The sequence below is a fragment of the Aeromonas schubertii genome (assembly GCF_000820105.1).
GTDB lineage: Bacteria > Pseudomonadota > Gammaproteobacteria > Enterobacterales > Aeromonadaceae > Aeromonas > Aeromonas schubertii.
This window is the reverse complement of the sequence record NZ_CDDB01000041.1, coordinates 107,081-120,265: the sequence shown is the minus strand read 5'-3', so window position 1 is coordinate 120,265 and position 13,185 is coordinate 107,081. Positions and strand designations below refer to the sequence as shown.

The 13,185-nt window shown below is 48.0% G+C and carries 11 protein-coding genes; all 11 read right to left on the bottom strand.

Annotation, left to right across the window (positions count from 1 at the left end; translation table 11 throughout):
• On the bottom strand, window positions 1-1,542 hold a 1,542-nt coding region (locus BN1133_RS19645; RefSeq protein WP_082177966.1), incomplete at its 3' end, for a glycosyltransferase.
• Between the two features lie 29 nt (window positions 1,543-1,571).
• On the bottom strand, window positions 1,572-2,993 hold the full coding sequence (locus BN1133_RS20090) for a glycosyltransferase family protein (protein ID WP_153006680.1): 1,422 nt from the start codon (window positions 2,991-2,993) through the stop codon (window positions 1,572-1,574).
• 6 nt (window positions 2,994-2,999) lie between these two features.
• The gene (locus tag BN1133_RS19640; RefSeq protein WP_082177963.1) at window positions 3,000-3,803 is read right to left on the bottom strand and encodes a glycosyltransferase family 2 protein; all 804 of its coding nucleotides are present in this window, start codon (window positions 3,801-3,803) and stop codon (window positions 3,000-3,002) included.
• Window positions 3,796-4,983, bottom strand: coding sequence for an ABC transporter ATP-binding protein (locus tag BN1133_RS19635; protein WP_082177962.1), 1,188 nt, complete (start codon window positions 4,981-4,983; stop codon window positions 3,796-3,798). The genes BN1133_RS19640 and BN1133_RS19635 overlap by 8 nt, the downstream gene beginning before the upstream one ends.
• An 8-nt stretch (window positions 4,984-4,991) precedes the next feature.
• The gene (locus BN1133_RS19630; protein ID WP_197273660.1) at window positions 4,992-5,762 is read right to left on the bottom strand and encodes an ABC transporter permease; all 771 of its coding nucleotides are present in this window, start codon (window positions 5,760-5,762) and stop codon (window positions 4,992-4,994) included.
• An 8-nt stretch (window positions 5,763-5,770) separates the two neighbouring features.
• Window positions 5,771-6,316 carry a dTDP-4-dehydrorhamnose 3,5-epimerase gene (gene rfbC, locus BN1133_RS08805; protein ID WP_050666161.1) on the bottom strand — a complete coding sequence of 182 codons (546 nt, stop codon included), beginning with the start codon at window positions 6,314-6,316 and terminating at the stop codon, window positions 5,771-5,773.
• 59 nt (window positions 6,317-6,375) lie between these two features.
• Window positions 6,376-7,254 carry a glucose-1-phosphate thymidylyltransferase RfbA gene (gene rfbA, locus BN1133_RS08800; RefSeq protein ID WP_050666172.1) on the bottom strand — a complete coding sequence of 293 codons (879 nt, stop codon included), beginning with the start codon at window positions 7,252-7,254 and terminating at the stop codon, window positions 6,376-6,378.
• A 35-nt stretch (window positions 7,255-7,289) separates the two neighbouring features.
• Window positions 7,290-7,646: a four helix bundle protein gene (locus tag BN1133_RS08795; protein WP_050666160.1), complete on the bottom strand. Its 357-nt coding sequence runs from the start codon at window positions 7,644-7,646 to the stop codon at window positions 7,290-7,292.
• Between the two features lie 69 nt (window positions 7,647-7,715).
• Window positions 7,716-8,603: a dTDP-4-dehydrorhamnose reductase gene (rfbD, locus tag BN1133_RS08790; RefSeq protein ID WP_050666159.1), complete on the bottom strand. Its 888-nt coding sequence runs from the start codon at window positions 8,601-8,603 to the stop codon at window positions 7,716-7,718.
• Entirely contained in the window at window positions 8,603-9,709 is a 1,107-nt protein-coding gene (gene rfbB / locus BN1133_RS08785) for a dTDP-glucose 4,6-dehydratase (RefSeq protein WP_050666158.1), read from the bottom strand. The genes rfbD and rfbB overlap by 1 nt, the downstream gene beginning before the upstream one ends.
• Before the next feature lie 557 nt (window positions 9,710-10,266).
• Complete coding sequence (gene gcvP / locus BN1133_RS08780) at window positions 10,267-13,143, bottom strand: aminomethyl-transferring glycine dehydrogenase (protein ID WP_050666157.1); 2,877 nt, start codon at window positions 13,141-13,143, stop codon at window positions 10,267-10,269.
• Between the last annotated feature and the right edge of the window lie 42 nt (window positions 13,144-13,185).

Genomic DNA, 13,185 nt, shown 5'->3' with positions numbered 1-13,185 from the left:
CTTGTTCGCACCTTCCTTAGGCTTACCAGCACTACTTACAATCCATACTTCACAATCAAGGTCTTTTACTGCATTATATGCATCTTCCACTGCCTTAAATGGAATATCAATAGGCCCTTCGATTAAAACTCGCTTTTTAGTGCCTTTGGAAATGAATGGCTTAACGGGCTTAAAGAGTAATTGATCAAGGCCATTTGGTACATAAAATGCTGAACGCTGAAACTCAGAATGGAACATATTCTGAATCCAAAACGCCTCGGTAAAATATTCATATTCTTTATTATAGCCAGATGAAATAAGATCTTGAACTCCTTTCTCATCAATAAACCGGCGTTCATCAGACTGCACAAAATATAATTTACGGCGTGATGATATGCGGCTTAAGTATGGCTCAGTATTCCACGCTGTAGCAATTAACAAATCAATTCCATTAATGGCATCGCCGTTGCCAATATGATAAACAGGAACACTGTTCTCCATCCAGGAAATATTATTTTCTTCTGATAGACAAATAAATGAAACATCATGACCACGAGAAAGTAAATAATTGGCATGCTTGATAATAATTGCCAATCCGCCAGAGATTCCTAGGCCAGCTACAATCCAACATATCTTTTGTGGGCGAAATACCTTGGTATTGTATTGTTTTAATAGCTCTCGATACCAAACATCATCTCCATTTTGAGAATGGAAATTTAGTTCATTATTACCTGCATGTAATCTAAGAGAAACAAGGACCTCAGGGAGAGACTTCAATCTATAGTTATTGTAATTCAGTCTAGCCCATAACTCGTGATCCTCTCTATATTTCATATTTCTATTGATGCATCCAACAGCCATAAGAGCATCCCGTCTCACCATAACTGTACTCTGACATGGAATACAATTTTCAAGGTGCTCTTTAAGTGCTCCATCTGGGCTATGTACAACCATCCCATCTTCTATGCCAGAAATTTGACGAGAGCCATCAATAATAGCTCTCCAAGAACCATACACCCCAGAATATGAAGAGTTATTACTTAAAAAAGAAACTGAAAGTTCCAGGCGATTATTAGATGCAATATCATCACTATCTAAAAATGCAATATATTCACCCTTTGCTTCTAAAATGCCCTTATTGCGTCCTCTAACCGCATTGCCAGATGAATGTGGGTATTTAAAAATCCTCACGCGTTCATCACTTCTATATTGCTCGACGACTTGAAGCGTCTCGTCTGGTGAACCATCGCAGACAAGAATCAGCTCTATATTTTTATATGTTTGATTTAATATTGAATCTATTGCTGCTTGCAATTCCCATGTTCGATCATATATAGGAATGATAACTGAAACTAAATTCCTTTCTACACTATTATTATTTTCATTCATAGACACTACATGACAATTTTGTTTATTAAATTCCTTACTACCAATTGAAAACATAGATATCAACTGTTTTCTTTTAGAGAGAGCCAATGAAAATGAATATTTTAAACCTCTATCTCTAGTTAAAAGAATAAACCGTTTCAATGCAAATTTAAGAATAGAAAGATTATATTTCATATTAATGTTCTTTAGTTGTTCTGTTTAAATTAATGATGGCAAATTAACTTTTTAATTTTTCGCCTCAATAAAGCCACAAAGCTGTTATTTGTCATTGATTTTACATCGTTACTTAGAATGCTCAAAATATCTCTATTTTCTGCTAAAATCCCTCTATGTTCCGCCAAAACATCTCTATTCTCTGCTAAATGCACGCTATGTTCCGCCAAAATATCTCTATTCTCTGCTAAATACGCGCTATGCTCCACCAAAATATCTTTATGCTCTGTTAAATGCACGCTATACTCTGTCATAATATCTGCATTTTCTTTGCTTCCTGCAACCAAGATATTAATTTTATCATTCATAACTAAACTATCATCGTTTAGTTTTTCAATGAGGCGTGCCTGATGCATAACTGTATCACTAAGAGTTAGTATATTTTGACTAATGGCTTTACTATCAACTCCATCTAAAATTTTTTGTAAATATCTATTGCTAAGTAATAGTTTGCTATAGGCAAGCGCATGTTTAACTTGTAGAGCGTCGCAAAGTATTTCTCTAAACTCAAAATCATTTATATTAAAAGCTTTATCAAAATTTGATGCTATATCTCGCTCAGCAACCATACACCCATACACTTGCTGGAAGCTATCGAGAGCGGAAGGAAAACCATCTTTTAATTCTTTAATAATAGTGCTAGCATCTTTTTTATTACAGGCTGGACGACCTGAAAAATTGTAGTAAGAATTTAACTTATAGTTATCCGCGTCAAGATATCCATCCCCACCAAAGTGGTCATATATATATACAGGCACTTTTGCGGAAACAGCAAAAACAACTGTATAGCCTATAGTAATGACCACATCATACTTTGAAAGTATAGAATCATTCAGCATTTCAATCTTAGCATCTGAGCCATAATAATCGAAATGTAAATCATGGCCTAACGATGGCAACTCTAACAATTCCTGTGGAGGGTGATTAGAAACAATTGCCACTCTATTCAGAGTTTGCTTCAACTCAAATGCATCTTTTTGAAAAGAACATGAGTTATGAAAAACATATACATCATCAGCCGCAATACCACACCGAATCAGTTCTTCTTTTGTTTCATCTGAATTGCATAGATAGCTATCAAATAGCTGACTTGAGCAAAGTGGGGCCTCTATAGGCTCATAAGGACTTAGTGAGAAGTAACATAACTTTCTACAGTTTACACCTTTTGGGAAAAAATACGGGAGCGTGTAGGTATGGAAACAAATAACAAGATCATACTCATGCTCCATACCATCAATCAAATCATTTATTCTTACACCAGCCAGTTGCTGATGATAAAAGTCACCAATATCGATGCATCCTATATGTACCTGATGATCTTCTCTAATAAATGCCTGTGTGAGTTCATAAACAACTCTCTCTGCCCCCGCGTAGTTTCGCAAAGATTGGCATAAAATAGCTACTTTGTACATGACACCTCAACTTATGGGATGAATGACAACCGCATTGTCGAATAAATCTTCCCCCCATGTATATAATGGAGTAGAAAAGTCAGACTCTTTGTGTATTGCCTGCCCCTTTCTTCTCAACCACTTATCGGCATAGACCCCAGGGAAGTTATTAATATAATAATCACACTTATCTTCCCATCGACTAACAGATAGAGCCTTACCAAAATGTTGACATTTAAATAACGTTAAGTATTTTTTTGAATATATAGTCGGCTCTCTTGCATCATCGAGAATAAAATCAGCTCCGGATAGACTACTCCATATAAATATTATATCTCGACGCTCAGGACCAAAATATTTACGTCTATTTAGCAATACTTCGCCCTCCTTTATATCGAGGGAGTCATCATGTGTCATGTACGCATCGAATAATGACACCCTAATATAATCTATTTTATTATAATCGAGTAAGCTAAGCTCCGAGCGAATGTCTCCAATCAACCGCTCATCCGCATCCATATAGATTATCCAGTGTGGTCTAAATAACTTGATTGCAAGATCATTAAGCAACTTTCTGTGAGCTGTCTCTTGCCCTGTCCGATTATTTTTATCCCACCTGTTATTTTTTATAATAGATGTGACCTTAGGGTGTTGCTGAAGAATTTCATAGGTATTATCTGTACTGCAGTCATCTAATACGATAATGGCATCACAAAAAGAACTCACATGCTCTAGAAAGTCTTTCATAATTAAAGACTCGTTTCTAACTCGAGTAATAACAATAATTTTTGGATTACTTACTCGGCCTAGATAATATTCATAACTATACATGCTCTTCTAGTCTCCAATTATGATTTATACCAACAGCCCCCTCATATCGTTCTAAACCACGTTCATTTTTTGGAGTTGTGACTTCAAAGTGAGCAATATAGTCTATCCTATCATAGTGAAATGTCGCCAAATCATCCGTAACTGAAATTGATATACTATATCTTCCATTCAAAAGTGGGAAATCTTTCATCTCAATAGAAACGGTTTTTGGAACCCGCTCTATTTTTAGTGAATCTCTCACAGTGCTAAATACAGAAACGATATTATCTGATGCATCTCTAATAATAATTCCGATGCCAATGTAAGATGATATTTCAATGATTTTTTCTATATCAAATGAAAAATTAAGCTGTGAACCAGTTACAATTACTTTCTTTTCGATTATAAAGTTTTTTATTTTAAGTTTAGGTAAACTAGGTGTCATAACTACAGCATGCTTATAATCACATTGAGCTATGGGCATAGTTTCTTGTAAATACTTTGTACACACATCCTTTGCTGAGGCATCCATTTTAATCTTTCCATGCTCTAACCAAATAGCGCGCGTACAGAAGTTCCTTACCATTGGGATTGAGTGACTTACAAAAAAGATCGGAATGCCTGAATCTCGAAGTTCTTTCATCTTGTTTATAGACTTTTCTTGAAAAGCCATATCACCAACACTTAAGGCTTCATCCACGATCAATAAATCAGGGGAAGAGTGCACAGCAATAGAAAATGCAAGCCTAGCAAACATACCTGATGAATATGTTTTAACAGGCCTGTCTATAAAATCTGAAATTTCCGAAAAGTTTATTATTTCTTGCTCTTTATCGGATATTTCCTTGCTACTCATACCGATGAGGGAACCGTTTAATGATATATTTTCCCTACCTGTATATTCTGGATTAAACCCAGCCCCTAATTCTAGTAGGGCAGCTATTTTCTTTGGCTTGGATACATTACCAGTAGATGCTTTCAATGTTCCACAAATAATCTGAAGCAAGGTTGACTTACCAGCACCATTCTTGCCGATAATGCCAACCGTCTCACCCTTTGATATTGAAAATGAGATGTTTTCTAAAGCATGAAAGAACTCACTACTCTTAACAGCTGATTTAACACCGAGATTAAAAAATATGCGCCGCCACGGGCTTTTACTAATATTGAAGTTTTTACTGACATTCTCAACTTTTAGCATATTAAAACTCACGTAAGATCGGCAAAATCTTCTTCCAATGCCTTGAACAAAAAAACACCAACAGCACATGCAAGCAGACTAAAAAAAGTGACCATCATAATTGAATTAAAGTCAACATATGATTCAAGTACAATTTTACGGGCCCCTGAAATAATTGGCGACAGGGGATTGTATTTTATGACACTTTCAAAGATAGGACTAACCTTCTTAGCATCAAAGAACACTGGAGAGATAAACATCAATACTGGATTGATGAAGTTGGCAACATTTCCTAGGTCTTTTATATAAGAACCAAGAGAAGAAAGTATTGTTGAAATTGCAAACCCGATAAAAAACAATGGAATTGCATATAAATATATGGATAGCCAGATGATATTTATTGTGCCCGTGTCATAGACTCTATATAACAAGACTAATGTCATATTTATAACCAAAACAAATAATGCACTAATCGTTGAAGACAATGGTATTGAGAGTCTATTGAAAACCACCTTCTTAATTAAACTAGCATTGTTATTAATCAAGTCTGATGATTTACCTATCATCTCCGTCATAAAAAAATAAGGGGTTAGACCACAAAACAATGCAACAGTATAGTTAAACTCTAACCCATCGACATCCCACCGCGCCTTAAAAACATATTGAAAAACAGCAGAATATAGTGCTAACAACAAAAGAGGGCTCAACACCATCCATGCCGGCCCCAATACACTCCCTTTATATTTTGTTAGCAATTCCCTGCGACTAAACTCAAGCGAAAGCCTTAATAATTGCATCATCAAAAACCTTATTCAAAGCATTCTGCAAATGAAAAATCAACAGCCATTTTATCTTTTTCTGACAAAACAGGAATAATCCCCCCCCAATTAATCTTGATCTCTGTATCATTCCAGAGGATGCTCCTTTCATGCTTAGGAGAGTAATAGTTTGTCGTTTTATATAAAAACTCAGCCACATCAGTCAAGGTCACAAATCCATGAGCAAACCCTTCCGGGATCCACAGCTGTCGCTTGTTTTCTCCAGAAAGGTGAACGCCGACCCATTGCCCGAAGGTCGGGGAGCTTTTACGGATATCGACCGCCACATCAAACACTTCACCAGCTACACAACGAACCAGTTTTCCTTGGGCATGGGGAGGCAATTGATAGTGCAAGCCACGCAATACGTCTTTTGACGATTTGGAGTGATTATCCTGTACAAAGGCAACCGGATATCCTACCGCCTCTTCAAACAACTTGTGGTTGAAACTCTCAAAGAAAAAACCACGCTCATCACCAAATACTTTTGGCTCAAAGATAAGCACGTCAGGGATTGCTGTCTTGATTACATTCATCTGTCTATCCACATTTGATTCAATTTTTATGGGGGGGCATATTCCCCCCTTATATCACATCAGGCTTTGGCAACCATTCTTAGCAAATATTGGCCATACGCATTCTTTGCCAACGGTGCAGCAAGTTCCCGGACCTGGTCGGCAGTAATGAATTTCTGGCGATAGGCGATCTCTTCCGGACAAGCGACTTTCAACCCCTGACGGGTCTCAATGGTCTGAATAAAGTTGCTCGCTTCAATCATGCTCTCGTGGGTACCGGTATCAAGCCAGGCATAACCACGGCCCATCATGGCTACCGATAGATTGCCTTGTTCCAGGTAGATACGGTTCACATCGGTAATTTCCAGCTCACCTCGGGGCGACGGCTTCAGACTCTTGGCGATCTCCACCACGCTGTTGTCATAGAAATAGAGGCCGGTCACCGCATAGTTGCTCTTGGGCTCCAACGGCTTCTCTTCCAAGGAGATAGCGGTGCCCGCCTTATCAAATTCCACCACCCCATAACGCTCAGGGTCATGCACATGGTAGGCAAAGACGGTCGCGCCACTCTCTTTGGCCGCTGCGGCCGCCAACTGTTTCTGCAGGTCGTGCCCGTAGAAGATGTTGTCCCCCAGCACCAGCGCACAGGGGTCTGAACCGATGAACTCTTCACCCAGAATAAAGGCCTGGGCCAACCCGTCCGGACTTGGCTGTACCTTGTATTGCAGGTTCAGGCCCCATTGGCTGCCATCACCCAGCAACTGTTCGAATCTGGGAGTATCTTGCGGTGTGCTGATGATGAGGATGTCACGAATGCCGGCCAGCATCAGGGTGCTCAGCGGGTAGTAGATCATCGGCTTGTCATAAATGGGCAGTAGTTGCTTGCTCACTGCCATGGTGACTGGATAGAGACGGGTGCCGGAACCACCGGCCAGAATAATGCCTTTTCTTTTCGTGATTCGGGATTCGGGATTCGGGATTTGGGATTCGTTGATCATTTAATACTCTCTCTTAAACGTTTTTGCAGTCCGCCAACCAGTGCGTCGACTCGTTGAACTTGCATAATGACTGGACTGTTTTGATCGCAGTAACCTAGCATGATGGCAATGTCGATCTGGGTATCCAATTCTGATAACGACCCACGACTTATTATCACGAAGTGCAGGTACTCTTTGGTTGAACTGCGAGCGCAGCCTTCTGCAATATTCGATGGAATTGAAACTGCTGCCCGGCGCATTTGGCTGGTTAGCCCAAACATCTCTTCACGAGGAAAACTGGCAGTGATGTCGTAGACCATTTTGACCAGCACCATGGCTTGCTGCCACACATCGAGTTGTTTGTGGGTTTTCATCGCTGGCCGTCCTTGGTCGAAATAGTGATTCGGGATTCGATTTACCAATCACGAGTCACGAATCACAAGTCACTTGCCCAGGATCTCGGTCAACATCCGCTCCACGCCGACGGTCCAGTCCGGCAGCACCAGATCGAAGGTGCGCTGGAATTTGCTGGTATCCAGGCGGGAGTTATGAGGGCGTTTGGCCGGGGTCGGGAAGGCGCTGGTCGGCACGGCATTGAGTTGCGTGACCGCCAGTTCAACACCCGCCTCTCTGGCGTTGGCAAACACCAGCTGGGCGTAGTCAAACCAGGTGGTGGTGCCGGAGGCAATCAGATGATACAGCCCGGCGACCTCGGGTTTGCGCTGCGCCACGCGGAGTGCATGGGCGGTGCAATCGGCCAGCAACTCGGCACCGGTCGGGGCGCCAAACTGGTCATTGATGACCGACATTTCGCTGCGCTCTTTACCAAAACGCAGCATGGTCTTGGCGAAGTTGGCGCCACGGGCGGCATAGACCCAGCTTGTGCGGAAGATAAGATGACGAGCGCAGAGAGCAGCCCCCTGTTCCCCGGCAAGCTTGGTCTCACCATAGACGTTGAGAGGAGCCGTCGCATCGGTTTCAACCCAGGGACGTTCGCCACTGCCATCGAATACATAATCGGTGGAGTAGTGTACCAGCCAAGCTCCCAATGCTTCCGCTTCTTTGGCAATTGCTGCCACGCTGGTTGCGTTAAGCAGCTCGGCAAACTCCCGCTCGCTCTCCGCCTTGTCGACTGCGGTATGAGCGGCTGCATTCACGATGACATGAGGCTTCACCAGGCGAACAGTCTCCGCCACGCCGGCCGGGTTGCTGAAGTCACCGCAATAATCGGTGGAGTCGAAGTCGACGGCGGTGATACGGCCCAGTGGGGCGAGCGAGCGCTGCAGCTCCCAGCCGACCTGACCGTTTTTGCCAAACAGCAGAATATGCATCAGGCACGCTCCCCATCGTTCTTTCCAATCGCAGAATAGTGCTGCTCAATCCAGGATTGATAGGCACCACTCTTGACGTTGCCCACCCACTGCTGGTTATCCAGATACCACTGCACCGTCTTGCGGATCCCGGATTCGAAGGTTTCTTGCGGCTGCCAAGCAAGCTCACTGCTCATCTTGGTCGCATCGATGGCATAACGGCGATCGTGGCCAGGGCGATCCGCCACATAGGTGATTTGCTCACGATAAGAGCCTACCTTTGGCACCATCTCGTCCAGCAGATCGCAGATGGTGTGGACCACCTCCAGATTCTGCTTCTCGTTGTGACCGCCGATGTTGTAGGTCTCTCCGACCACGCCGGTGGTCGCCACCTTGTAGAGCGCACGCGCGTGATCTTCCACATAGAGCCAGTCACGGATCTGATCGCCCTTGCCATAGACAGGCAGCGGCTTGCCATCCAGCGCATTAAGGATGACCAGCGGGATCAGCTTCTCGGGGAAGTGGAACGGGCCGTAGTTGTTGGAGCAGTTGGTGACGATGGTCGGCAGGCCGTAAGTACGGCGCCAGGCGCGCACCAGATGGTCACTGGAGGCCTTGGAGGCAGAATAGGGGCTGCTGGGGGCATAGGGGGTAGTTTCGGTAAAGAGCGGCAGTGCCACACCGGGGCCCACTTCATCCGGATGGGGCAGGTCGCCATATACCTCGTCGGTGGAGATGTGATGGAAGCGGAAAGCTGCCTTGCGTACCTCGTTCAGATCATTCCAGTAGGCGCGAGCGGCCTCCAGCAGCATGTAGGTGCCGACGATGTTGGTCTCGATAAAATCCGCCGGGCCTGTAATGGAGCGATCAACGTGGCTCTCGGCCGCCAGGTGCATCACCGCATCCGGCTGGTGCTGGGCAAATACCCGATCCAGCTCGGCGCGATTGCAGATATCCACCTGCTCGAAGGCATAACGATCGCTTGACGATACATCGGCCAGCGATTCGAGGTTACCCGCATAGGTGAGCTTGTCGAGGTTAACCACCGCATCCTGGGTGTCTCGAATGATATGACGAACCACGGCAGAGCCGATAAAGCCGGCGCCGCCGGTGACCAAAATTTTCATGAGTCTCTTTAACCACGTCAGAAGGGTAATAGAAGCGAACATGCAGAGCAGGAGCTAACAGGCTCCTTGCAAAACGACAGGTTCAGTAACCGAAGGAATAAAGTAGGCAGGAAAGGTGCCGACCAAACGAGCGCGAGGCCCAAGAAAGTGGATGAATATCAGGCAATACATTATCAAAAGACAAGGCTACCGCACGTGGGTTACAGCTCCCAACACGCTGCTTTTAACCAATCTCGTGCTCTGTACGTTATCGCTGTGGTTCATTTATCGCTCCCGATAAGTGCCACTCCGGGCCCGTACCGCAGATAAACCTCATGCGGCCAGGGAAGCCTGAAAACGGCAAAATTTTACCATTAATGAGGCGCCGATACCACTCATCGCCTACCTCAATTGAGTCATTCGACGATTAACTGGCCACCACATCGCCCCGTCTTGGCCGATAAACACCGTTGACTGGATTTGATTAGATTCAGCTGTCACCTCATCTGACCATGTCCACACCGCTCCATAAAAAAGAGGGAGGCACACAGGCCTCCCTCCCCTTGGTATCAATCCGATTACGCCTTATAAGCCTCCAGAGGCACGCAGGCACAGAAGAGATTACGATCCCCATAGACATCGTCGATGCGATTGACGCTCGGCCACAGCTTGGCGGCACGCACGGCCTCTGACGGGAAGACCGCCTCGGCGCGGGTATAGGCACGATGCCACTGCTCGTCCATCACGTCGTCCTGAGTGTGCGGGGCCTTGACCAGGGGGTTGTCCTCCAGGCTCCAGCTCCCCGCCTCCACCTTGGCGATCTCGGCACGGATCGCCGTCATCGCCTCGACGAAACGGTCCAGCTCGCACTTGGACTCGGATTCTGTCGGCTCGACCATCAGGGTGCCCGCCACCGGGAAGCTCATGGTCGGCGCATGGAAGCCATAGTCCATCAGGCGCTTGGCCACGTCCATCTCGCTGATCCCGGAGGCTTCTTTGAGCGGGCGGATATCCAGGATGCACTCGTGGGCCACCCGGCCGCTACGACCGGTATAGAGCACAGGGAAGGCGTCGCCGAGCTTCTTGGCCAGGTAGTTGGCGTTGAGAATCGCCACCTGGGTGGATTTCTTGAGCCCCTCGTCCCCCAGCATGGCGATATACATCCAGCTGATGGGCAGTATGCTGGCCGAGCCAAACGGCGCAGCAGACACGGCACCGTTATCGCGACTGGATTTGTCGGTTTTGATCACGCTGTGGCCAGCCACAAACGGTGCCAGGTGCTGCTTGACACCGATGGGGCCCATGCCGGGACCACCACCGCCGTGGGGGATGGCGAAAGTCTTGTGCAGGTTGAGGTGCGACACGTCGGCGCCGATAAAGCCCGGGGCGGTGAGGCCCACCTGCGCGTTCATGTTGGCGCCGTCCAGATAGACCTGACCACCGTACTGGTGCACGATGTCACACACCTCCTTGATGGTCTCTTCGTACACCCCGTGGGTAGAGGGATAGGTCACCATCAGGCAGGAGAGGCGATCCCCCACCTCGGCCGCCTTGGCGCGCAGATCGGCCAGATCCACGTTGCCCGACTTGTCGCAGTCGGTAACGATCACCTTAAGACCCGCCATCTGGGCCGAGGCCGGGTTGGTACCGTGGGCCGAGGCCGGGATGAGGCACACATCGCGATGCCCTTCGCCGCGGGACTCGTGGTACTTCTTGATGGCGAGCAGACCCGCGTACTCCCCCTGGGCGCCGGAGTTGGGCTGCATGCAGACCGCGTCGTAGCCGGTCACCTTCACCAGCCAATCCTCAAGATCTGCCAGCAGCAGCTGGTATCCCTTGGCCTGCTCGAGGGGGGCAAACGGGTGCAACTTGCCAAACTCGGGCCAGGTCACCGGGATCATCTCGGCGGTGGCGTTGAGCTTCATGGTGCAGGAGCCCAAGGAGATCATGGCGTAGTTGAGCGCCAGATCTTTCGCCTCGAGGCGATGGATGTAGCGCAGCATCTCGGTTTCCGAGTGGTACTTGTTGAACACCTCGTGGGTCAACACGGCATCGGTGCGCAGCAGATCCTGCGGGATGGCGTGATGGACCTGAGCCCCCTTGTCGAGGGCCTCGATGTCCAGGCCGTGGCCTGCCCCAAGGAACAGGGTCAGCAGCTCGGCCACGTCACTGCGGGTAGTGGTCTCACCGAGAGAGACGCCCACGGCGCCATCGAGGTCGCGGCGCAGGTTGATGCCCAATCCTTCAGCCTTGGCAATCAAGGCGGCCTTGTCGGCGGTTTTGATGGTGAGGGTGTCAAACCAGGTGTCGTGGACCAGCGTCATGCCCTTGGCTTGCAGCCCCAGGGCCAGAATGGTGGTCAGGCGATGAACCCGTGAAGCGATGGTTTTGAGCCCCACCGGACCATGGTAAACGGCGTAGAAGCTCGCCATGTTGGCCAGCAGCACCTGAGCGGTACAGATGTTGGAGTTGGCCTTCTCGCGGCGGATGTGCTGCTCGCGGGTCTGCATCGCCATGCGCAGGGCAGCCTTGCCACGGGCATCTCTGGAGACGCCGATGATACGGCCGGGCATCGAGCGTTTGTGGGCGTCGCGGGTGGCAAAAAACGCGGCGTGGGGGCCACCGTAGCCCATGGGCACACCGAAGCGCTGGGCCGAGCCCAGCACCACATCGGCGCCCAGCTCGCCCGGGGATTTGAGCAGCAGGAGCGACAGGATGTCGGCGCTGACACAGGCCAGCCCTTTCTGGGCCTGCACGGCGGCAACAAGCGCACGCAGATCGCGCACCTCTCCGGTGCTGCCCGGATACTGGAGCAGGGCACCAAACACCTCTTCGGCGCAGGCCTGCTCGGCCGGGCCGACTACCACGTCAAAACCGAAGTGAGCCGCACGCTCGCGCACCACATCGATCACCTGCGGGTGCACGTCATCGGCGACGAAGAAGAGGTTGGACTTGGACTTGGCGGTGCGTTTGGCCAGCGCCATGGCTTCGGCGGCGGCGGTGGCTTCATCCAGCAGGGAGGCACTCGCCAGGTCCATGCCGGTCAAGTCCAGAGTCATCTGCTGGAAGTTGAGCAGTGCCTCGAGACGGCCCTGAGCCAGCTCAGGCTGATAGGGGGTGTAGGCGGTGTACCAGCCCGGGTTCTCCAGCACATTGCGCAAGATGACATGGGGCACGTGGGTGTCGTGGTAGCCCATACCGATATAGCTCTTGGCTACCTTGTTCTGGTCGGCATAGCCCTTGAGCCTGGCCAGCGCCTCGACCTCGGTCATGGAGGCACCGATGCCAAGCGGACCCGGCCGGCGAATGGCGGCGGGAACCGTCTGCTCAATCAGATCGTCCAGGCTCTCGGCACCGACCTCGGCCAGGAGGGCACGCAGCTCCTCCTCACCCGGGCCCACATGGCGGCGGATAAAATCACTCTTCTGCTCGAGTTCAAACAGCGATTGGGTCATGTCCCTTCTCTTCCTTGTTATCTCTGCCCCCCACGGCCAAAG

Coding starts and splice junctions, on each gene's coding strand:
- BN1133_RS08795 (WP_050666160.1), bottom strand. CDS start 7,646: ATGAAAACCCACAAACAACTCGATGTGTGGCAGCAAGCCATGGTGCTG.
- BN1133_RS19635 (WP_082177962.1), bottom strand. CDS start 4,983: ATGCTAAAAGTTGAGAATGTCAGTAAAAACTTCAATATTAGTAAAAGC.
- BN1133_RS19630 (WP_197273660.1), bottom strand. CDS start 5,762: ATGATGCAATTATTAAGGCTTTCGCTTGAGTTTAGTCGCAGGGAATTG.
- rfbD (WP_050666159.1), bottom strand. CDS start 8,603: ATGCATATTCTGCTGTTTGGCAAAAACGGTCAGGTCGGCTGGGAGCTG.
- gcvP (WP_050666157.1), bottom strand. CDS start 13,143: ATGACCCAATCGCTGTTTGAACTCGAGCAGAAGAGTGATTTTATCCGC.
- BN1133_RS20090 (WP_153006680.1), bottom strand. CDS start 2,993: ATGTACAAAGTAGCTATTTTATGCCAATCTTTGCGAAACTACGCGGGG.
- rfbB (WP_050666158.1), bottom strand. CDS start 9,709: ATGAAAATTTTGGTCACCGGCGGCGCCGGCTTTATCGGCTCTGCCGTG.
- rfbC (WP_050666161.1), bottom strand. CDS start 6,316: ATGAATGTAATCAAGACAGCAATCCCTGACGTGCTTATCTTTGAGCCA.
- BN1133_RS19640 (WP_082177963.1), bottom strand. CDS start 3,803: ATGTATAGTTATGAATATTATCTAGGCCGAGTAAGTAATCCAAAAATT.